Consider the following 20,086-nt stretch of genomic DNA (forward strand, 5'->3'; position numbering starts at 1 on the left):
GGCGGCACATGCGGACTCAGGTACCGGCAAACCCCCATGAGTGTCAGTGGTACCGGTAGACTGGAAGCAAATCCCGCCCGTTCGGGGGATCAGGCAGACAACGCAGATCGACGCGGCCGCTCCCGCCGGTGCACTTGCTGGTCCGGAGTACGGGCTGCGCTGTGCCAGAAAGGGCGCTTCGTGGCCGATTCCGGCGACTCCAACGAGAAGAATTACGACGCCAGTGCGATCCAGGTCCTCGAGGGCCTGGACGCGGTGCGCAAGCGGCCGGGTATGTACATCGGCTCGACGGGCGAGCGTGGTCTGCACCACCTCGTCTACGAGGTCGTCGACAACTCGGTCGACGAGGCGCTGGCCGGGCACGCGGACACCATCGACGTGACGATCCTCGCCGACGGCGGGGTGCGCGTGGTCGACAACGGGCGAGGCATCCCGGTCGGCATCGTCCCGTCCGAGGGGAAGCCGGCCGTCGAGGTCGTCCTGACGGTCCTGCACGCCGGAGGCAAGTTCGGCGGCGGCGGCTACGCGGTCTCCGGCGGTCTGCACGGCGTCGGCGTCTCCGTCGTGAACGCCCTGTCGACCAAGGTCGCGGTCGAGGTCAAGACGGACGGGCACCGCTGGACCCAGGACTACAAGCTGGGCGTGCCGACGGCTCCGCTGGCCAAGAACGAGGAGACGGCCGAGACCGGCACCTCGGTCACCTTCTGGGCCGACGGCGACATCTTCGAGACCACCGAGTACTCCTTCGAGACGCTCTCGCGGCGCTTCCAGGAGATGGCCTTCCTGAACAAGGGCCTGACCCTGTCGCTGACGGACGAGCGCGAGTCGGCGAAGGCGACGGCGGGCGCGGACGACCCGGACGCGGACACGGCCGAGCCCCAGGCGCGCAAGGTGAAGTACCACTACGAGGGCGGCATCGTCGACTTCGTGAAGTACCTCAACTCGCGCAAGGGCGAGCTGATCCACCCGACCGTCATCGACGTCGAGGCCGAGGACAAGGAGCGCATGCTCTCGGTCGAGATCGCGATGCAGTGGAACTCGCAGTACACCGAGGGTGTCTACTCCTTCGCGAACACGATCCACACGCACGAGGGCGGCACCCACGAGGAGGGCTTCCGCGCGGCGCTGACCGGTCTGGTCAACCGCTACGCGCGGGACAAGAAGCTGCTCCGGGAGAAGGACGACAACCTCGCCGGCGAGGACATCCGCGAGGGTCTGACGGCGATCATCTCCGTCAAGCTGGGCGAGCCGCAGTTCGAGGGCCAGACGAAGACCAAGCTGGGCAACACGGAGGCCAAGACCTTCGTGCAGAAGGTCGTCCACGAGCACCTGAACGACTGGTTCGACCGCAACCCGGTCGAGGCCGCGGACATCATCCGCAAGTCGATCCAGGCGGCCACCGCGCGCGTCGCGGCCCGCAAGGCCCGCGACCTGACGCGCCGCAAGGGCCTGCTGGAGAGCGCGTCCCTGCCGGGCAAGCTGTCCGACTGCCAGTCGAACGACCCGACCAAGTGCGAGATCTTCATCGTCGAGGGCGACTCCGCCGGCGGCTCGGCGAAGTCCGGCCGCAACCCGATGTACCAGGCCATCCTGCCCATCCGCGGCAAGATCCTGAACGTCGAGAAGGCGCGCATCGACAAGATCCTCCAGAACACCGAGGTCCAGGCGCTGATCAGCGCCTTCGGCACCGGCGTGCACGAGGACTTCGACATCGAGAAGCTGCGCTATCACAAGATCATCCTGATGGCGGACGCCGACGTCGACGGCCAGCACATCAACACCCTGCTGCTCACCTTCCTCTTCCGCTTCATGCGCCCGCTGGTCGAGGCCGGCCACGTGTACCTGTCCCGCCCGCCGCTCTACAAGATCAAGTGGGGCCGCGACGACTTCGAGTACGCGTACTCGGACCGCGAGCGCGACGCCCTGGTGGAGCTCGGCAAGCAGAACGGCAAGCGGATCAAGGAAGACTCGATCCAGCGCTTCAAGGGTCTGGGCGAGATGAACGCCGAGGAGCTGCGCGTCACGACCATGGACGTGGACCACCGCGTGCTCGGCCAGGTCACCCTCGACGACGCGGCGCAGGCCGACGACCTGTTCTCGGTGCTGATGGGTGAGGACGTCGAGGCCCGGCGCTCCTTCATCCAGCGCAACGCCAAGGACGTCCGCTTCCTCGACATCTGAGTCGGCCCGACGCTGACCGCCGCCTGAAAGGATTTCTGACCAGCAATGGCCGACGAAACCACCCCCACCGCCGAGAACCCCGCGGAAGAGGAGCAGCCGCAGCTGCGCATCGAGCCCGTCGGGCTCGAGACGGAGATGCAGCGCTCCTACCTCGACTACGCGATGTCCGTCATCGTCTCGCGCGCGCTGCCCGACGTACGGGACGGCCTCAAGCCGGTCCACCGTCGTGTGCTGTACGCGATGTACGACGGCGGCTACCGGCCCGAGAAGGGCTTCTACAAGTGCGCCCGCGTCGTCGGCGACGTCATGGGCACCTACCACCCGCACGGTGACAGCTCGATCTACGACGCCCTGGTCCGCCTGGCCCAGCCGTGGTCGATGCGCATGCCGCTGGTGGACTCCAACGGCAACTTCGGCTCCCCGGGCAACGACCCGGCGGCCGCCATGCGCTACACCGAGTGCAAGCTGATGCCGCTGGCCATGGAGATGCTCCGGGACATCGACGAGGAGACCGTCGACTTCCAGGACAACTACGACGGCCGCAACCAGGAGCCGACGGTCCTCCCGGCCCGCTTCCCGAACCTGCTGGTCAACGGCAGCGCCGGCATCGCGGTCGGCATGGCGACCAACATCCCGCCGCACAACCTGCGCGAGGTCGCTGCCGGTGCCCAGTGGGCGCTGGAGCACCCGGACGCGACGCACGAGGAGCTTCAGGACGCGCTCATCGAGCGCATCAAGGGCCCGGACTTCCCGACCGGCGCCCTCGTCGTGGGACGCAAGGGCATCGAGGAGGCGTACCGCACCGGGCGCGGCTCCATCACGATGCGCGCGGTGGTCGAGGTCGAGGAGATCCAGAACCGCCAGTGCCTGGTGGTCACGGAGCTTCCGTACCAGACCAACCCGGACAACCTCGCCCAGAAGATTGCCGACCTGGTCAAGGACGGCAGGATCGGCGGCATCGCCGACGTCCGCGACGAGACCTCCTCGCGGACCGGTCAGCGCCTGGTGATCGTGCTCAAGCGCGACGCCGTCGCCAAGGTCGTGCTGAACAACCTCTACAAGCACACCGACCTGCAGACGAACTTCGGCGCGAACATGCTGGCGCTGGTGGACGGGGTGCCGCGCACCCTGTCGATCGACGCCTTCATCCGCCACTGGGTGGCGCACCAGATCGAGGTCATCGTCCGGCGCACGCGCTTCCGCCTGCGCAAGGCGGAGGAGCGCGCCCACATCCTGCGCGGTCTGCTCAAGGCGCTGGACGCGATCGACGAGGTCATCGCGCTGATCCGGCGCAGCAACACGGTCGAGATCGCGCGCGAGGGCCTGATGGGCCTGCTGGAGATCGACGAGATCCAGGCGAACGCGATCCTGGAGATGCAGCTGCGCCGCCTCGCCGCCCTGGAGCGGCAGAAGATCGTCGCCGAGCACGACGAGCTCCAGGCCCGGATCAACGAGTACAACGCGATCCTGGCCTCCGAGGCCCGCCAGCGGTCCATCGTCAGCGAGGAACTGGCCGCGCTCGTCGAGAAGTTCGGCGACGACCGGCGCTCCAAGCTGGTGCCCTTCGACGGTGACATGTCCATCGAGGACCTGATCGCCGAAGAGGACATCGTCGTCACCATCACGCACGGCGGTTACGTCAAGCGCACCAAGACCGAGGACTACCGCTCGCAGAAGCGCGGCGGCAAGGGCGTGCGCGGCACGAAGCTGAAGCAGGACGACCTGGTCGACCACTTCTTCGTGTCCACCACGCACCACTGGCTGCTGTTCTTCACGAACAAGGGCCGGGTCTACCGGTCCAAGGCCTACGAGCTGCCGGACGCCGGCCGGGACGCGCGCGGGCAGCACGTGGCGAACCTGCTGGCCTTCCAGCCGGACGAGAAGATCGCCCAGATCCTCGCGATCCGCGACTACGAGGCGGCTCCCTACCTGATCCTGGCCACCAAGGGCGGCCTGGTGAAGAAGACGGCGCTCAAGGACTACGACTCGCCCCGCTCCGGCGGCGTCATCGCGATCAACCTCCGGGAGACCGAGGACGGCAGCGACGACGAGCTGATCGGTGCCGAGCTGGTCTCCGCCGAGGACGACCTGCTGCTGATCAGCAAGAAGGCGCAGTCGATCCGCTTCACGGCGACCGACGACGCGCTGCGCCCGATGGGCCGCGCGACCTCCGGTGTGAAGGGCATGAGTTTCCGTGAAGGGGACGAGCTGCTCTCGATGAGCGTCGTCCGGCCCGGTACGTTCGTCTTCACCGCGACCGACGGCGGCTACGCCAAGCGGACGGCGGTCGACGAGTACCGCGTCCAGGGTCGCGGCGGTCTGGGCATCAAGGCCGCCAAGATCGTGGAGGACCGCGGGTCCCTCGTCGGGGCGCTCGTGGTGGACGAAACGGACGAGATTCTCGCCATCACGCTCGGCGGTGGTGTGATTCGTACGCGCGTCAATGAAGTCAGGGAGACCGGCCGTGACACCATGGGCGTCCAGCTGATCAACCTGGGCAAGCGCGATGCCGTGGTCGGCATCGCCCGCAACGCCGAAGCCGGTCAGGAGGCCGACGAGGTGGACGCGGACGAGATCGAGACCGAGGGGGCCGACGCACCGGCCGCCGAGGCCGCCGAGGGCACGCAGCCTTCGGCCGGGGAGCACGAGGAGTAAGTCGTGAGTGGAGCCACGGGCGCCGGACCGGCCAAGACTGGAGCGAACGGTGCCCGTGGCCCCGCCGCGGACTCCCAGGGGGGAACCGTGACGGACACCCGAGGACCGAAGGCGAAGGCGTCGGCGCAGGCGGACGCCGCCCAGGACCGTCCCGCCGAGCCGTACCAGCCGCCGCAGGCCTACGCCGCGCCGGCGGGTTCGGCGGCACCCCGGGGCGCCGGGACGGGCGGTACGCAGCGCAAGCCGCGTACGCCGGTCCGTACGGCCCCCCGTACGCGCAAGGCGCGGCTGCGGGTGGCCAAGGCCGACCCGTGGTCGGTGATGAAGGTCAGCTTCCTGCTGTCGATCGCGCTCGGCATCTGCACGGTCGTCGCCGCGGCGGTGCTGTGGATGGTCATGGACGCGATGGGCGTCTTCTCGACCGTCGGCGGCACCATCAGCGAGGCCACCGGGTCGAACGAGGGCAACGGCTTTGACCTGCAGTCGTTCATGTCGCTGCCGCGCGTGCTCGTCTTCACGTCGGTCATCGCGGTCATCGACGTGGTGCTGGCCACGGCACTGGCGACGCTGGGCGCGTTCATCTACAACCTGTCGGCGGGATTCGTCGGCGGCGTGGAGCTGACCCTCGCCGAGGACGAGTAGGTCCTGCTGGGTCCTGCCGGGCGGCGTCCGCGACGGGTCGGATGACCTGCGCAGACGCCCCCGGGGAACCGATTTTGGCCTGACCGGGTCTGTGCGCTAATCTTCAGGAGTCAGCGCGCAGCGCGGAGGGGCTATAGCTCAGTTGGTTAGAGCGCATCCCTGATAAGGATGAGGCCACAGGTTCAAATCCTGTTAGCCCCACAGTGAGAAGGGCCCCGACCGGGAAACCGGTCGGGGCCCTTCTGCGTGCGGTGCACGGCGCCGCCGGACGTGCTGTCAGACGCGGTGGCCGGGGTCGGCCTCGGCCTCCAGGTGCAGGCCGTGGCAGAGCGCCCAGACGACGAAGATGTTGACGGCGATGAGCGTCAGGGCCCAGAGCGGGTAGTACGGGAGCCACAGGAAGTTGGCGATGGCGCCCAGGCTCGCGACCATGATGCCGAAGTAGCGGGCCCACAGGGCCCCGCTGAGCACGGCGCAGCCGGCCAGGATGATGACGATGCCCAGGATCAGGTGGATCCAGCCCCAGCCGGTCAGGCTGAACTCGAACACGTAGTGCCGCGTGGCGAGGAAGACGTCGTCCTTGGCGAGGGCCGAGATGCCCTCGAAGACCGCCATGAGCCCGCCGAAGATCATCAGGCAGGCGGCGAACAGCGTGGTGCCCGACGTGGGGCCGTGGTGCGGGCGCGTGGCGGCGGGTGATCCGGGGCGGGTGGCGTCACTGGCCATTCCGGCCTCCTCGTGGTGACGGGACGATCCGGCCGACCGGGCGTGCCGGACGGGCGCGGCCCCCCGCCCTCAGCGTGGCACGGGGGTCCGGGCTCGGCATTCCGGCGGCGGTGGACGCTGCGCCGTGCGGGTGCCACCGCTGTTGGTCCCCCCGTGTCGCGGACCCGCGGTGCGAAGGGCCGCGGGCGGCCGCCGTTGGGCCGGCCGGGCGACCGCCAGGTCACCGATCGGTATCGGTCGGTGTGTATTGTTGGGCGACAGAAGTCCCCCTACGTCAACGAAAGACGAGGTCGCGCGGTGAAGAAGCTGCTCCTGGTCGCACTGGCCGCCATCGGCGGGCTCCTCGTGTACCGCCAGATCCAGGCGGACCGCGCCGAGCAGGACCTGTGGACGGAGGCTACCGACTCCGTGCCCTCTGGTTCCGGTGTGTGAGACCGAAGGCTGAGTTCATGAAGCCCCGGCTGCCGCTGCGGCCGGGGCTTCGTGCTGTTCTGTGGCGATAAATTCCGTTATGCAAAGATTTGGCTTGCGTTAGCAACTCGGGGTGGGCGTGATGGGGCGGGTACGGACGACGGCGTGTGCGGCGGCCCTCGCACTGGTGGCGGGACTGCCCGCGGCCGCCCACGCCGAGGGGAACGCGCCGCAGCCCGCGCCCGCCTACCGGGCGGCCGACGGGGCCCGGGCGGTGCAGGGCAGGCCCTCCACCGCGGACGCCCCGCTGGTCGAGGCCGGGCACACCTACGAGGACACCATCGGTCCCGGGGACCGCTTCTACCGCCTCGTCCTGGAGAAGGACGGCTCCAACGCCTACGTCTCGGCCGTCGTCCGCCCGCCTGCGGGCGCCAAGGTCTCCGGCAGCGACGGGATCGAGGTGGAGCTGCTGACCACCGCGGGCACGTCCTGCGACGGCAGCCTCGGCCGGTCGAACTTCGGCTACGACGCCGTCCCGCTCGCCGCCGCCGGCGTCCGCAGGGGCGACGAGGACGCCATGTGCGCACCCGCCGGCGTCTACTACGCCAAGGTGACCCGGACGGTGGCCAGGGACTCCGACGCGAGCCCGTGGCCCCTGGAGCTCAGGGTGCAGCGCGAACCCGGGCGCGGTCCGGGCCTGCCCACCACCGCGCCGAGCGCCTGGCCCTCCGGGAAGCCGGTGCTGCCGGGGACCGAACCGGTGGGCCGGACCGGCGGAACGGGCTTCAACGACGCCCGCGCCCTCGGCGCCGGGGTGTGGCGCGACGCGATGCGGCCCGGCCAGACCCTCTGGTACCGGGTGCCGCTGGACTGGGGGCAGCAGCTGGGCGTGGGCGCCGAGCTCTCCGCCGCCCGGATGACCAAGAAGTACGCCTCCGCCTCGGGCGGACTGGCCGTCACCCTCTACAACCCCTACCGGGGCCAGGTCTCCGGCGAGGACACCTCGTACGACGGGGTGCAGGCGGGCGTGACCCTCGGGAAGACCCCGCCCGTCGGCTACGAGAACCGCTTCTCCGGGGACCGCGAGGTCCGGCCGGCGGCCGTCGCCGGCTGGTACTACGTCGCCGTGACCATGGGCGGGAAGGTCGCCGACTTCACCGAGGACGCCGTGCCCGTCCCCCTGACCCTGCGGCTGGAGGTCACGGGGAAACCGGCCGCGGCGCCCGCCTACACGGAGGACCCGGCCGCGGGCGGCTTCGCCGTCGGCGCCGACGACCGTACGGCGGCCCGGGACGGGCTCACCGCCCCGGAGGCGGCCGAGGCCGCCGGGACCCGGGCGGTGATGAGGATCGTGGCGGGCGCGGGCCTCGGCACCGGGACGCTGCTGCTGCTCGTGCTGGGCGGCTGGATCGCGCTCGGCCGCAGGGGGCGCGGCGCTACATCCGCGTGAGGGCCCAGACCCCGACCGCGAAGCAGACGAACGCCGCGGCGAGCAGCGCGGCGACCGCCTTCGGCGGGGGCGGGGCGATCCTCCCGGCGGGCCGGACGGCCGTCGTGGCCGAGGTGCCCGTGCCGGCCGCGGCGCCTGCCGCCGCCGGCGGGGACAGGTGGAAGCTGCCGGTCTCCGAGGCCCCGGGAGCGGGCCCGAAGGAGCCCGCCGGGGGCGCCTGCGGCGGGACGGGGCGCGCCGCGGCCGCCGCCGCCCCGCGCGGATCGGTACGGGTGGGCTCCGCGGCCACGGTCACGGACGCGGCCGCCGCCGCGGCGGTCGGTGCGCTGCCCGGCGGTGCGGCGGCCGGCGGCTCCGGGGCCGCCGCGGGCCGTGCGGGAGGCATCGCGGCCGGGGGCGCCTGCGCCGCGCCGAGGGGCCCCTGCGGGCCGTAACCGGCGGGCAGCGGGCCGAGTTGGTCGAAGACCTCCACCGGGGGTTCGTCCGCGGGAGGTGCCGGCAGCAGCTCCACCGCCTCGGCAAGGGCCCTGCGCGCCCCTGTGGCGGTCCGGAACCGGCTGTCGGGGTCGGGCTGCAGGAGCGTGGCGACGACGTCCCACAGCGGGGCGGGCACGCCCTCGGGGGCGGCCGGGGTCCCGTGGGCGCGGAAATGGGCCACCAGCGCCGCGGAGTCGGGCTTGGCGCCCCTGAGGAGGTACAGGGCGACCAGTCCGACGGCGAACAGGTCGGCGGGGAAGTCCGGTTCGGCACCGGTGAGCTGCTCGGGCGCGAAATAGCCCGGCGTGCCGACCACGAAGTCGGTCTCGGTCAGCCGGGGCTCGTCCTTGCGCATGGAGATGCCGAAGTCGGACAGCCGCAGGTGCGGCCGCCCGGTTCCGGTGGCCTCCATCAGGATGTTGGCCGGCTTGATGTCGCGGTGGACGACGCCCTCCGCGTGGACCGCCGCCAGTCCCGACAGGAGCTGGTCGAGCAGCGTGCACACGAACCGCGGCGGAAGGGGGCCGTAGTCCCCGATCACGTGGGCGAGCGAGCCGCCGGAGACCAGGTCCATGGTGAACAGGACCTTGTCGTCGTCGGCCGCCCAGCTGGCGGGAGCCAGGACGTGGGGGTGGTCGATGCGCAGCGCCTGCTCCCGTACGAACCGCAGCAGCATGTGCGCGTCGCCCTGGAGGAGGACCTTCGCCGCGACGTAGCGGCGGCGGCGGTGGTCCCAGGCCCGCCAGACCGCACCCGCGCCACCGCGTCCGACCGGATCGACCAGTTCGTACCGGCCGGCGAAGACCTCACCCATCGCTGCGCCCGTCCCCCGTCACCCTCGGCTCGCCTTCCGGCGTCTCAGTTCTGGTGCGCCTCGTAGTGGGCGACCGCGTCGGCGGTCCGGCCCGCTCCGTACACCTTGAGGAACTCTGCCAGTTCCGGATGGGTGGGGGCGAGCGTGTTCGCCGCGTCGATGATGTCGCCGGCCGCCGAGACCGAACGCAGCAGGGACTGGATCTCGCGCACGACCCGCTTGACGGTCGGTGCGCCGGAACCGACGGCGGTCTGGCCGCTGTTGCTCAGGACGGAGCCCCCCTGGGTCCTCTTGATCTCGTCCATCCGGTCGGTGGCCTCCACCGCGCTGACGCTTCCGTCGGCCACCTGGCCCGCGAGGTCCTGGAGGGCCTGGACGCGCTGCACCACGGCAGGGTTGCCGATCTTGGCGCGCTGGCCGCTCATCAGCTGGGACAGCATGGGCGCCGACAGTCCGAGGACGGCAGCGAGACGGGCCTGGTTCAGGCCGAGATCATCTATGAGCCGGCGGAAGAGGGCTCCCAGGGGCTCCCCGTACCAACTGCGCTGGAGCTCTCTGGCTCTCGCGGTGGCCTCTTGCTGGACTGCGTCCACTCGTCCTACTCCCCTTCGCTGGTGCGAACCTCGCGAGCATCTTACGGAGAGTGGTCGCGGGGCGGGAGTCCCTATCATTTTGCGAGATGAGGGGGTACACCCGGTACTCTGTTCTGCGGAACGACCACCTCTCCTCCAGGGGACGGGTGCGTCCGGTTCCACGGGGCCTTAGCTCAGTTGGTAGAGCGCTGCCTTTGCAAGGCAGATGTCAGGAGTTCGAATCTCCTAGGCTCCACAGCACATACCCTCCGACCTGCGAAAACGCGGGGCGGGGGGTATTTTCGTGCGCCTCCGGGGCGCTCATCTGTATGGTGACTACATCTATGCATCGGGGGGTGCGCCGTGATGTACGTCCACAACCGGGCCGGGGGGAAGCCCTGTTGGTCGGCCGGGTCCGCGCGCGGCGCGGAAGGTCCGGCGGGGCCGCGCGCGGAGCGGTGACGTTGGTTCCGTTAGTCCCTGGGCGGTGCGCCCGGCCTTGGGCGGAAGGTCTTTCCGGGGCATTCCGGAACGGCGTGCGAGCGGATGGGTCTCGTCCGCTCCCGATACAAAGTGTTAACAGTGGGCCCGTTGCCGGAGTGGCGTACGCCACGGTGGCAGGGCACTCAATCAAGGTACGGTCGCATGCGTACCTCCGTTCGGAGGCGTACCTGCATGCAAGAGGGGGAACTCAGCCATGTCCGCGATCCTGGACACCGAACTCAGCTACTCGAGCACCGTGACACGAGCCCTCGTCCACCGCGCGGCGGTCTGTGAGGTCTTCCTCACCGACTCCGTGCGGCTGGCCGAGGACGAATACCTCATCGCCGCCCAGCTCCCGCGCGTCCACAGCTACTACAGCGACCAGATCGCCACACCCGCCGTCTACGACCCGCTGCTCCTCGTCGAGGTGTTCCGCCAGGCCTCGATCTACACCGCGCACACCTTCCTCGACGCCGCGGTCGACGAGAAGTTCATCTTCAACAGCGGCGAGATGCTCGTCACCGACGCGGACGCGCTGCAGATCGGGGCACGGCCGGGACACGCGCAGATCCATGCCCGGCAGGCGGGGCTGAAGCACCGCGACGGGGTCGTCACCGGCAGCACGCTCGACATGGTCCTCACGGTCGACGGGCGCGAGGCCGCCACCATGCGCACCACCTGCCAGTGGATGCCGGGCGGTGCCTGGAACCGGATGCGCGAGAGGGGCCGGGCCGCCCTGCCCCCGGCCGCGGCCCGTCCGCACCAGAGCGGACGCCGGGTCGCCCCCGGAGCCGTGGGCCGGATCTCCCCGCACAACGTCGTGCTGTCGGAGACCGAGGTCCGTGAGCACGAGGTGCTGACGCAGGTCGTCGTCGACCAGGCCAACCCCGCGCTCTTCGACCACCCGCTGGACCACATCCCGGGCGCCCTGATCTTCGAGGCGTTCCGCCAGTCCGCGGTGCACGCGGCGCACGAGCTGTTCGGCCTCTCCCCGCAGGGGCTCCTGCTCACCCGCGTCGAGACGGACTTCACGCGCTTCGGCGAGTTCGAGCTGCCCACCGACTGCCTGGTGCGCGTGGTGGAGTCGCCGACCCCGGACTCGGTGGCCTTCGAGATCTCCATGAGCCAGGAGGAGCCGATCGCCCGCGCGCAGGTCCACCTCGCGCTGACCAGCCCCATCGGCGGAGCGCTGCTGAACCGCCTCTCGCTCGCCGACGCCGGTGCCTGAGCACCCGTACCCCCGCATCCGGGCCACCCGAGGAGACGCAGCAGTGCCCCAGCCCATGATCTGGTTCGACTTCGGCGGTGTGCTCTCGCCGCCGCTCGACGACCTGTTCGACGCGTACCACGAGCGTGCGGGCATCAGCCCGCGGCAGATGAAGACCGCCCTCGCCGCCGTTGCCGCGGAGTTGGGCCACGAACCCCTCGCCCCCCTCGAACTGGCCCTGCTCACCGAGGCCGAGTGGGGCGGTGCCATGGCCCGGGTCCTGCGGGAGGCCAACCCCGGCATCGACCTGTCGCGGGCGCGCCTGCAGAGCTTCGGCGAGCAGTGGTTCGAAGGTGTCCGGGCCAATCCGGTCATGGTCTCGACGGCCCGGCACGCCAAGGAACACGGCTACCGGGTGGGCATCCTCAGCAACAACGTCGTCGAGTGGGAGGCCCACTGGCACGCGATCGTCGCGCCCGTCGGCGAGGTCGACTGCATCGTCGACTCCTGCAAGGTCGGCGTCCGCAAGCCCGATCCGGACATTTTCCGGCGGGCCGAGAAGGAGGCGGGGGTGCCGGCCGCGGAGTGCGTCCTGGTCGACGACCTCGCCGAGAACTGCGAGGCCGCCCGCTCCGTCGGATGGCGCGCCGTCCACTTCCGGAACAACGCCCAGGCGGTACGCGACCTGGCCGGCCTGACCGGGCTGCCCGCCCTCGTCTGACGCACCTCACATCCCCAACGGAGCACATATGACCAGCACCGCCACACCCACGGCCGTCACCGTCGCGGACATACCCCGTCTCGACCCCGTCCCGGCCTTCACCCTGCTCGACGAGCGCGGACCGGGCGGCGTCCCGCTGATCCGGCTGCCGAGCGGCCACAAGGTCGCCCGCCTGACCCGCTACGCCGACGTGCACAAGGTGCTCACGGACCCGGCATCGGGCCGGACCGACACCAACGTCGAGGACGGGCCGAGCTTCCTGCCGACCGTGATGCCGAAGGAACTCCTGCTCAACCTGGACGCCCCGCACCACGCCCGGGTCCGTGGCTTCGTCGCCGCCGACTACAGCGCCGCGGGGACCGAGCGGCTGCGCCCCTTCCTCGACCGGGTGGTGGACGAGGGCATCGCGCGGCTTCGCTCGTCCGCCGCCCCCGATCTCTTCACCGACCTGGTCGACCGGGTTCCGGTCGCCGTGAACTGCGAGTTCCTCGGGGTTCCGGTCGAGGATGTGCCGTACTTCCGGCCGTCGGCGCGGATCGTGCAGATCGCCTCCCACGAGAACGTCCCTGACCTGGTCGAGCACTTCTACCAGGTGTACGGCTACGTCCAGGACCTGGTGACCGGCGTCCGGCCCGTGGTGCCCGGCGGGCTGATCGACCGCTTCCGGGCCGGCCGGGACCGGGCCGAGCCGCCGCTGGACGACGCCGAACTGACCGGCATCTTCTTCGGCTCGCTGCTGGGCGCGGACCAGAACGTGGTGTCCGTCCTGACGAAGTCCCTCTACGCACTGCTCGCGGCGCCCGCACTGTGGCGCCGGCTCGCCGAGGACCCGGGCATCGCCCCGCGCCTCGCCGAGGAGCTGATCCGCCTGATCCCGCTGGGCACGATCTCGGCGTTCCCCCGCATCGCCGGCCGTGACCTGGAGACCAGCGAGGGGACCGTGCCGGCGGGCAGCGTGGTCTACCCGGACGCCTTCGCCGCGAACCGCGACCCCGAGGCCTTCCCGGACCCGCTGTCCATCGATCCCGACCGCGCGCCGGGCAAGCGGCACCTGCAGTTCGGCTACGGCATGCACCACTGCATGGGGGCGGCGCTCGCCCGCATGGAGATCGTGACCGTACTGACGCGCCTGGCACAGGAGTTCCCCGGTCTGGCGCTGGCCGTCGACCCGGCCGAGGTGCCCTGGGACGAGGGCACGGTGCTGCGCCGGCCCACCTCGCTGCCCGTGCGCTGGTGACGTCCCGCCGCGGGGTGCCGCGCCGCCGGTGAGCGGAGAGGGGCGTGCTCCTGCGGGCGCTGCGGCGCATGCGGGAAGGGCGGGTCCGGTGCTGCCGGGCCCGCCCTCCGGTGTGTCCGGCCTCTGCCGGCGGCCGTCAGCGGGCCTCGCCGAACCACTGGCGCAGGGCGTCGGCCAGCGGGCCCCCGTCCGAGTCCCAGGCCACGTAGCCGTCGGGCCGGACGAGCACCGCCTCCCAGGGCAGCGGGGTGGCGGACGCGGCGGTCACCGTGTGCAGGACGTGGGCCCAGCCGGCGGCGTCGGCGCGGTGGCCGGCCCCGGTCCCGTTCCCGGACGCGTCCTCGCCCAGCAGCAGGAGGAGGGGGCGGCCGGGCAGCAGCAGCCGGGTGAGGTCGGTCGGGCCGTCCCGCGTGGTCAGCGGCAGGTTCGGCAGGAACCGGCCCTCCCAGGTGGAGCCGGGTGCGGTGCGGGCCGGGTACGCCGTCTCCTGGGCACTGATCATGTGGCCGAGGCGGGTGTTGACCTCCTCCAGCCCGAGGAGTTCGGTGACGAGGTCGCGCAAGGGATCGAGGCCCGGGTCCGGCCGCATCAGGGCGAGCTGGGCCCGGGTGTTGTCGATGACACGCCGTCCGGCGGGGCGCCGTTCCGTGTCGTAGGTGTCGAGCAGGTCCTTTCCCGCGGTTCCCGCGAGGACGTGGGCGAGCTTCCAGGAGAGGTTGAGGGCGTCCTGGAGCCCGAGGTTGAGCCCCTGCCCGCCCACCGGGAAGTGGACGTGGGCGGCGTCGCCGGCGAGGAACACCCGGCCCTTGCGGTAGTCGCGCACCAGGCGGGCGAAGTCGCTGAAGCGGGAGAAGAAGACGGGGTCGGTCATCGGTACGGCGTGGCCGAGGATGCGTTCGCCCTCGCGGCTCAGCTCCCCGACGGTGGGTTCGGCGTGCCGGTCCGGGTGCGGGCCGCGGAAGTCGATGGTGATGAAACGGCTGTGCCCGTACGGGTTGACGCCCGCGACCGTCCAGCCGCGCGGTGTGCGGTGCCAGCCGTGGGGCACGGAGTCGGGGTCGGTCAGCCGGACGAGTCCCAGCAGGGCGGAGACCGTGGCCGGGTGGGTGTCTTCGGCGAAGCCGAGCAGTTCGCGGACGGTGCTCCGGGCGCCGTCCGCGCCGACGGCGTATTCGGCGGTGAAGTGCCGTGTGCCGTCGGGCCCCTGAGCGGTGACCTCCACCCGCTCGGGTCCCTGGGTGACGGCGGTGACCCGGTGTCCGCGCAGAACGGTGACGCCCCGGGCGCGGGCCAGGCGTTCGAAGTCCCTTTCCAGGTCTGCCTGGGACCGGCCGACGATGGGGCCGGGCTCGGTCGCGGGGGCGGTGATGACGAGCCCCGGCATGCCCGCGAAGTGGAAGGCGTCGGCGGAACTGCGCCGCAGCCGTTCCGGGGTCGCGGGACGGGCCTGCAGATGGCCGCGCCGGGCGAGGCCCTGCACGGTGCGGGCGTGCAGCGTGCCCGCCTTGGGCTGGTCCACGGTGTGCGGCGCGGCTTCGAGGACGACGGTGTCGATGCCGTGGTGGCCGAGCTCTGCGGCGACGAGCATGCCGACGGGCCCGCCCCCCACGACCAGTACCTGGGCGTGGGAGGGGCGGGAGCCGTCGTCGGGGAGGCGGTCCATGGGGCGCGGGTCCTTTCCAGGGGGCTCCCCGGCCGGTCGGGCCGCGCGGGCCGCGGGGGCCGCGGCGGTGCCGGCGCGGGGGGACGCGGGTGGCCCGGCGCCACGGGGGAAGGGGGCGCCGGGCCGGTCTCGGGTGGTGTCGCACGGGCCGGCCGGGGTGCACGGTGGGTGCGGCCCGGGCCCGCGGGGCCGTCAGGCCGCGGGCTTGGCGGCCCCGCCGCGCAGCAGGGCGGCGACCACGCCGCACAGCACGACGCAGACGGCCGCGAGCGCCCACAGGACGGTGTGGAAGGCGGAGTCGTAGGACTGCGCGAGGAAGTGGGTGAAGCCCTCGGTGTCCACGGCGCCGGACAGTTCGGTGGCCCGGGCGAAGTCGCCGCCCGCGGCCTGGTCGGCGACCTGGTCGGCGTGCGCGGCGCCGGCGTGCTCGCCGATGCCGTCGTCGATCCGGTTGCCCAGCACGGTCGCGAGGGCCGAGCCGTACACGGCGACGGCGATGGCCTCGCTGCCGAGCCGCAGCGTATTGAGGAAGCCGGCCGCCATGCCCGCCTTGGCCGGGTCGATCAGCTCCAGGGCCTGTCCGTCGACGAGTCCTGCCGACAGGCCCATGCCGGCGCCGGTGACGAGCATCGGGAGGGCGACGACGAGGATCTTCACGTCGGGGGAGAAGAGCGTGAGGGCCAGGTCGCCGACGACGAGGCAGGCGAGGCTGACGTAGATGAGGGTGAGCGCGGAGATTCCGCGGGTGACCAGCTTCGCGGCGAGCATGGGGCAGACGAGCACGGGCGCGGTGAGCAGCAGCATGGTCAGACCCGCGGTACCGCTGTTGCGCCCGGTGACCGCGGTCAGGTAGCTGGGCAGGTAGGTGAGCATGGTGACGAAGCCGAAGGACGCGGCGACCGGCACCAGGCAGAGGCCGACGAAGCGCCGGTTGCGCAGCACGCTCAGGTCCAGCATGGGGTGTTCGCGTCGGTTCTCGACCACGGCGAAGAGGGCGAGGACGACGACCGCGCCCGCGAAGAGCGCCAGGACACCGGCGCTGCCCCAGCCCCACTGGGATCCCTGCACGATGGCCGTGGTCAGGAGCACCATGGCGACGACGAAGAGCGCGCTGCCCGGTACGTCGATCCGGGCTCCGCTCCCGGCGTCGGACGGCATGGCCTTGGCGATGGCCGGTACGGCGAGCAGGACGAGCAGCAGGGCGGCGGCGTGGACCGCGAACACCCAGCGCCAGCCGAGGCCCTGGACGAGCACGCCTGCCAGGGAGGGGCCGATGGCCACACCGACGCCCGCGACGGTGCCGAAGAGGGCGAAGGCCTTGGCGCGCGCCGGGCCGTCGAAGACCGTCGCGACGATCGCGGCGCCGCAGGAGAAGATCGCCGCTCCGCCGATGCCGGCGAGGGCACGGGCGGCGTCCAGCCACAGCACGTCGGTGGCGATCGCGCTGGCCAGCGACGCCACGGCGTAGACGGCGGCGCCGGCCGCGAAGGCCTTGACGCGGCCGATGATGTCGGCGACCGAGCCCCAGACGAGGGTGAAGCAGGCGAAGGCGACGTTGAAGGCATTGACCACCCACTGGAGGGGGGCGAGGCCGGCGGCGGTGTCGGCGCCGATGTCGGGCAGGGCGACGGCGGTACCGGAGATCGACATGGGGACGACGAACACCGCGAGGAGCACGGCGGCCAGGGTCAGATTGCGGCCCGGCTGCCCTTCCGCCTGCACAGGTGGTGCGGCCGACGACGTGGTCTGCGTACTCATGGGGGCACTACTCCAGGCTCTGTCCGGCCGACTGGCGACCAGGTACGGTTTCCGTCGAACCTAAAGCTGGCACAGGACAGAGGTATGATGCAACCCGTACCTCAGGAAGGAGGGCGAGGATGCCCGACGAGGATGGCCACCCCTCGGTCGAGGAGATGAGCCTGTTGACCGTACTGAGCGCGCTCTCCGACCCCTTGCGCTACTCCGTCGTCTCCGCGCTGGTCAGGGAACCGGAGGGCACGGCGCGCACCTGCGCCTCCTTCAACCTGCCGGTCTCGAAGTCGACGATCACCCACCACTTCCGGATCCTGCGCGAGGCCGGCTTGGTGCGCCAGGTGGACCGCGGGAACAGCAGGGCCGCGACCCTGCGCCGGGAGGACCTCGACGAGCGCTTCCCCGGTCTGCTCGACCTGATCCGCGCCCACGACTGATCTTCCCGCGCGACGGAGCGCGGCGCAGCGACCGCGACAGAACGAGCCGCAGAACGCGGAAGACCCCTTCCTGCCCGTGCGAACCGGGCCGGAAGGGGTCTTCGCCGTGTCGTGCGCGGCTCAGCGGTCACGCAGCTCCAGCGTGCAGCACTTGACGCTGCCGCCGGCCTTCAGCAGCTCGGACAGCTCGACGCCGATCGGCTCGAACCCGCGCGCCCGCAGCTTCGCGTGCAGGCCGGTGGCCGCGGCGGGCAGGAGCACGTGGCGGCCGTCGGAGAAGGCGTTGAGCCCGAAGACGGCCGCGTCCTCCGCACAGGCCAGGATCGCGTCGGGGAAGAGGGTCCGCAGCACGGCCTGGCTGCCCTGGGAGAAGGCCGCCGGGTAGTACATGACCTCGTCGTCCGACAGCACGGCCAGCGCCGTGTCCAGGTGGTAGTAGTCCGGGTTGACCAGGGTCAGCGAGGTGACGGGCAGTCCGAAGAACTCCTGCGCCTCCGCGTGCGACCGCGGGTCGGTGCGGAAGCCCGTTCCGGCCAGCAGGCGCCGGCCGACGGTGAGGATGTCGCCCTCGCCCTCGTTGACGAACTCCGGCCACAGCGTGTCCGTGTAGCCGCGGCCCTCCAGCCACCGCAGGTACGCGGGCCCCTCGGCGGTGCGCTCCGCGTGGCGGAAGCGGGCGCCGTAGACCTTGCCGTCCACGACGGTGGCGCCGTTGGCCGCGAACACCATGTCGGGCAGGCCCTCCAGTGGGTCTATCTCCTCCACCACGTGGCCGAGTTCGAGGTACAGGTCGCGCAGGCCCTCCCACTGCCGGACGGCGAGCGCGTTGTCCGTGCTGTGCTGCGGGTTCATCCACGGGTTGATCGAGTACGTCACGTCGTAGTGGCGGGGCCGGCACATCAGCAGGCGGCGGCGCGTGGCGACGCGGGCGGTGCTCTCGGAACGGTGCAGGGCGCCGGCGGGGGTGATGGGCTCGGTGAGCGGCACGGAGGGCTCCTTCTCATGGGGTGGCGATGGAAGCCCGGCGGCCGGGGGATGGCCCGGCCCGCCGGATGCGGGTGACGCAACTGATCACGTGGGTCAACTGATCACTTCCCCCCATGGAAAGGCCGCTCCGCATTGACCGGAAGGCCCCGGGAGCACCGGCCAATCAACCGCCCGGCCAGGTGGGCGGCCGAGTTGATTGTCCGTGCCGGTGATGTGTTCCGGGCAATCGCACCGGCCCGTGGAATGAGGTCATCAACCGGTTTCGCAAGGCAAGAAACGGACGCCGCACAACGGCCCGCACCGTCCTGCCCGACCGTACCAACCTGTCCACCTGTTCCATCTGGAGGTACTTCCATGGCGCATCGCAACGTCGAACTGCTCGCAGTCGGTGCAGGTCCGGCGAACCTCGCGCTGGCGATCGCCGTCGAGGAGCTCGCCCCCGAGCTGGCCGGCGACACCCTGCTCATCGAGCGCGAGCACGACATCGTGTGGCAGCGCGGAATGCTCCTGCCCGACGCCCTCAGCCAGGTCTCCTTCCTCAAGGACCTGGTCACCCTGCGCAATCCGACCAGCCGCTTCTCCTTCGTCAACTTCCTCCATTCCCAGGAGCGCCTGGACGCCTTCGTCAACCTCGCCAGTTTCGTGCCCTATCGCAGTGAGATATCCGAGTACCTGCAATGGGTGGCGAACGAACTCGACACCGTGAAGGTCGAATACGGCCGTGAATGCACGTCCGTCGAGCCGGTCACCGGCGAGGACGGAGAGCTCTCCGGATGGGTGGTCACCCTGGCCGACGGCGAGACCATCGGCTGCCGCTACCTGGTCATCGGCGCGGGCCGCGACGCCCACGTCCCCGAGGTCTTCGCCGGTCTGCCGGCCGACCGGGTCATCCACAGCACGCAGTACAGCCAGCGGATCGGCGAGGTGCGCAAGGACCTGCCGCACCGGGTCGCGGTCGTCGGCGGCGCGCAGAGCGCGGCCGAGCTGTTCGGCGCCGCGCTGCGGGACCTGCCCGAGTGCAAGCCCACGATGATCATGCGGTCCATCGGCCTGAACGGCTACGAGAGCAGCAAGTTCACCAACGAGCTCTACTACTCGTCCTTCATCGACGAGTTCTACGAGTCCTCGCCCGAGGCCCGCCAGCAGCTGCTCGGCGAGATGTACCGCTCCAACTACGGCGGCCTGGCCCCGGCCACCCTCGACGGCCTCTACCGGCAGTTCTACCAGGACCGCCGCAGCGGCGGGGAGCGCCTGGGCATGCAGCCCATGACCGACGTGGCCGCCGCGCGGATGGACGGCGAGGAGGTCGTCCTGACCCTCGTCGACCGCAAGTCGGGCACCGAGCGCGAGATGCGCACCGACCTGGTGCTGCTGGGCACCGGCTTCGTCCGCGCGATGCCGTGGGCCGTCAAGGCCCTCGCCTCGGCGATCGGGCTCGACGAGATCAACGTCAGCCGGAACTACCGGCTCGACCTCGGCCGCCCCGCGACCGCCGCGGTCTACCTGCAGGGCGTCAACGAGGCCACCCACGGCATCGCCGACTCGCTGCTCAGCGTGCTTGCCGGCCGCTCCGCCGAGATCACCCAGGACATCCTCGCCCACCGCCGCTCCCGGTCGGTGGAGTTCCCCGCCGAGGAGCGTGAGCTCGCCCTCGCCGGCGCGGTCTGAGGA

The 20,086-nt window shown here is 71.3% G+C and carries 16 protein-coding genes and 2 tRNA genes; 12 read left to right on the top strand and 6 right to left on the bottom strand.

All coding sequences use genetic code 11. The features are described from left to right. The first annotated feature begins 159 nt into the window (after window positions 1-159). From gyrB to ACPU2J_RS17165, 4 genes are all read left to right on the top strand, one after another. The gene (gene gyrB / locus ACPU2J_RS17150) at window positions 160-2,181 is read left to right on the top strand and encodes a DNA topoisomerase (ATP-hydrolyzing) subunit B (RefSeq protein WP_420082396.1); all 2,022 of its coding nucleotides are present in this window, start codon (window positions 160-162) and stop codon (window positions 2,179-2,181) included. A gap of 45 nt (window positions 2,182-2,226) precedes the next feature. Next, window positions 2,227-4,836: a DNA gyrase subunit A gene (gene gyrA / locus ACPU2J_RS17155; protein WP_420080237.1), complete on the top strand. Its 2,610-nt coding sequence runs from the start codon at window positions 2,227-2,229 to the stop codon at window positions 4,834-4,836. A gap of 3 nt (window positions 4,837-4,839) precedes the next feature. Beyond that, window positions 4,840-5,478, top strand: coding sequence for a DUF3566 domain-containing protein (locus ACPU2J_RS17160; RefSeq protein ID WP_423833555.1), 639 nt, complete (start codon window positions 4,840-4,842; stop codon window positions 5,476-5,478). A gap of 127 nt (window positions 5,479-5,605) precedes the next feature. Next, window positions 5,606-5,679: transfer RNA gene (locus tag ACPU2J_RS17165), tRNA-Ile, on the top strand. 75 nt (window positions 5,680-5,754) lie between these two features. Here ACPU2J_RS17165 and ACPU2J_RS17170 read toward each other — a convergent pair. Next, window positions 5,755-6,204 carry a DUF7144 family membrane protein gene (locus tag ACPU2J_RS17170; RefSeq protein WP_361589803.1) on the bottom strand — a complete coding sequence of 150 codons (450 nt, stop codon included), beginning with the start codon at window positions 6,202-6,204 and terminating at the stop codon, window positions 5,755-5,757. A gap of 297 nt (window positions 6,205-6,501) precedes the next feature. On the opposite strand from ACPU2J_RS17170, the gene ACPU2J_RS17175 reads away from it, so the two are divergent. Further along, entirely contained in the window at window positions 6,502-6,636 is a 135-nt protein-coding gene (locus ACPU2J_RS17175; RefSeq protein ID WP_208809277.1) for a DLW-39 family protein, read from the top strand. A 121-nt stretch (window positions 6,637-6,757) separates the two neighbouring features. Further along, window positions 6,758-8,065, top strand: a complete 1,308-nt coding sequence (locus ACPU2J_RS17180; protein WP_420080235.1) for a hypothetical protein — start codon at window positions 6,758-6,760, stop codon at window positions 8,063-8,065. On the opposite strand, the gene ACPU2J_RS17185 is transcribed toward ACPU2J_RS17180, so the two are convergent. Both ACPU2J_RS17185 and ACPU2J_RS17190 read right to left on the bottom strand, forming a co-directional pair. Next, window positions 8,052-9,356 (bottom strand): serine/threonine-protein kinase, encoded by a 1,305-nt coding sequence (locus ACPU2J_RS17185; RefSeq protein ID WP_420080234.1) that lies wholly within the window; start codon window positions 9,354-9,356, stop codon window positions 8,052-8,054. The two genes, ACPU2J_RS17180 and ACPU2J_RS17185, sit on opposite strands and share 14 nt — an antisense overlap. Window positions 9,357-9,400: 44 nt before the next feature. Continuing rightward, window positions 9,401-9,949 carry a DNA-binding protein gene (locus tag ACPU2J_RS17190; RefSeq protein WP_361589795.1) on the bottom strand — a complete coding sequence of 183 codons (549 nt, stop codon included), beginning with the start codon at window positions 9,947-9,949 and terminating at the stop codon, window positions 9,401-9,403. Between the two features lie 162 nt (window positions 9,950-10,111). On the opposite strand from ACPU2J_RS17190, the gene ACPU2J_RS17195 reads away from it, so the two are divergent. The 4 genes from ACPU2J_RS17195 to ACPU2J_RS17210 all read left to right on the top strand — a co-directional run bounded on the left by ACPU2J_RS17195 (window position 10,112) and on the right by ACPU2J_RS17210 (window position 13,576). Then, window positions 10,112-10,184, top strand: a tRNA-Ala gene (locus tag ACPU2J_RS17195). Between the two features lie 441 nt (window positions 10,185-10,625). Next, window positions 10,626-11,639, top strand: coding sequence for a ScbA/BarX family gamma-butyrolactone biosynthesis protein (locus ACPU2J_RS17200; RefSeq protein ID WP_420080233.1), 1,014 nt, complete (start codon window positions 10,626-10,628; stop codon window positions 11,637-11,639). Window positions 11,640-11,682: 43 nt separating this feature from the next. Continuing rightward, window positions 11,683-12,339, top strand: a complete 657-nt coding sequence (locus ACPU2J_RS17205; RefSeq protein WP_365491716.1) for an HAD family hydrolase — start codon at window positions 11,683-11,685, stop codon at window positions 12,337-12,339. A 28-nt stretch (window positions 12,340-12,367) separates the two neighbouring features. Then, window positions 12,368-13,576 (top strand): cytochrome P450, encoded by a 1,209-nt coding sequence (locus ACPU2J_RS17210; protein WP_420080232.1) that lies wholly within the window; start codon window positions 12,368-12,370, stop codon window positions 13,574-13,576. Window positions 13,577-13,712: 136 nt separating this feature from the next. On the opposite strand, the gene ACPU2J_RS17215 is transcribed toward ACPU2J_RS17210, so the two are convergent. Beyond that, on the bottom strand, window positions 13,713-15,239 hold the full coding sequence (locus tag ACPU2J_RS17215; protein ID WP_420080231.1) for an FAD-dependent monooxygenase: 1,527 nt from the start codon (window positions 15,237-15,239) through the stop codon (window positions 13,713-13,715). Between the two features lie 192 nt (window positions 15,240-15,431). After that, window positions 15,432-16,997, bottom strand: a complete 1,566-nt coding sequence (locus ACPU2J_RS17220; RefSeq protein ID WP_423833556.1) for an MFS transporter — start codon at window positions 16,995-16,997, stop codon at window positions 15,432-15,434. A gap of 119 nt (window positions 16,998-17,116) precedes the next feature. Here ACPU2J_RS17220 and ACPU2J_RS17225 point away from each other — a divergent pair, with 119 nt between their 5' ends. Continuing rightward, window positions 17,117-17,428 (top strand): ArsR/SmtB family transcription factor, encoded by a 312-nt coding sequence (locus ACPU2J_RS17225; RefSeq protein ID WP_365491704.1) that lies wholly within the window; start codon window positions 17,117-17,119, stop codon window positions 17,426-17,428. Window positions 17,429-17,548: 120 nt separating this feature from the next. On the opposite strand, the gene ddaH is transcribed toward ACPU2J_RS17225, so the two are convergent. Further along, window positions 17,549-18,415: a dimethylargininase gene (gene ddaH, locus ACPU2J_RS17230; RefSeq protein WP_361589792.1), complete on the bottom strand. Its 867-nt coding sequence runs from the start codon at window positions 18,413-18,415 to the stop codon at window positions 17,549-17,551. Between the two features lie 354 nt (window positions 18,416-18,769). On the opposite strand from ddaH, the gene ACPU2J_RS17235 reads away from it, so the two are divergent. Beyond that, window positions 18,770-20,083 (top strand): lysine N(6)-hydroxylase/L-ornithine N(5)-oxygenase family protein, encoded by a 1,314-nt coding sequence (locus ACPU2J_RS17235; protein ID WP_361589789.1) that lies wholly within the window; start codon window positions 18,770-18,772, stop codon window positions 20,081-20,083. The last annotated feature ends 3 nt before the right edge of the window (window positions 20,084-20,086 follow it).

The sequence above is a fragment of the Streptomyces manipurensis genome (assembly GCF_049570255.1).
Taxonomy (GTDB): Bacteria; Actinomycetota; Actinomycetes; order Streptomycetales; family Streptomycetaceae; genus Streptomyces; species Streptomyces manipurensis.

Bases quoted from the DNA above. Each gene is read 5' to 3' on its own strand.
- gyrA (WP_420080237.1), top strand. From the start codon at position 2,227: ATGGCCGACGAAACCACCCCCACCGCCGAGAACCCCGCGGAAGAGGAG.
- ACPU2J_RS17170 (WP_361589803.1), bottom strand. From the start codon at position 6,204: ATGGCCAGTGACGCCACCCGCCCCGGATCACCCGCCGCCACGCGCCCG.
- ACPU2J_RS17180 (WP_420080235.1), top strand. From the start codon at position 6,758: ATGGGGCGGGTACGGACGACGGCGTGTGCGGCGGCCCTCGCACTGGTG.
- ACPU2J_RS17185 (WP_420080234.1), bottom strand. From the start codon at position 9,356: ATGGGTGAGGTCTTCGCCGGCCGGTACGAACTGGTCGATCCGGTCGGA.
- ACPU2J_RS17200 (WP_420080233.1), top strand. From the start codon at position 10,626: ATGTCCGCGATCCTGGACACCGAACTCAGCTACTCGAGCACCGTGACA.
- ACPU2J_RS17210 (WP_420080232.1), top strand. From the start codon at position 12,368: ATGACCAGCACCGCCACACCCACGGCCGTCACCGTCGCGGACATACCC.
- ACPU2J_RS17215 (WP_420080231.1), bottom strand. From the start codon at position 15,239: ATGGACCGCCTCCCCGACGACGGCTCCCGCCCCTCCCACGCCCAGGTA.
- ACPU2J_RS17220 (WP_423833556.1), bottom strand. From the start codon at position 16,997: ATGAGTACGCAGACCACGTCGTCGGCCGCACCACCTGTGCAGGCGGAA.
- ACPU2J_RS17225 (WP_365491704.1), top strand. From the start codon at position 17,117: ATGCCCGACGAGGATGGCCACCCCTCGGTCGAGGAGATGAGCCTGTTG.
- ACPU2J_RS17235 (WP_361589789.1), top strand. From the start codon at position 18,770: ATGGCGCATCGCAACGTCGAACTGCTCGCAGTCGGTGCAGGTCCGGCG.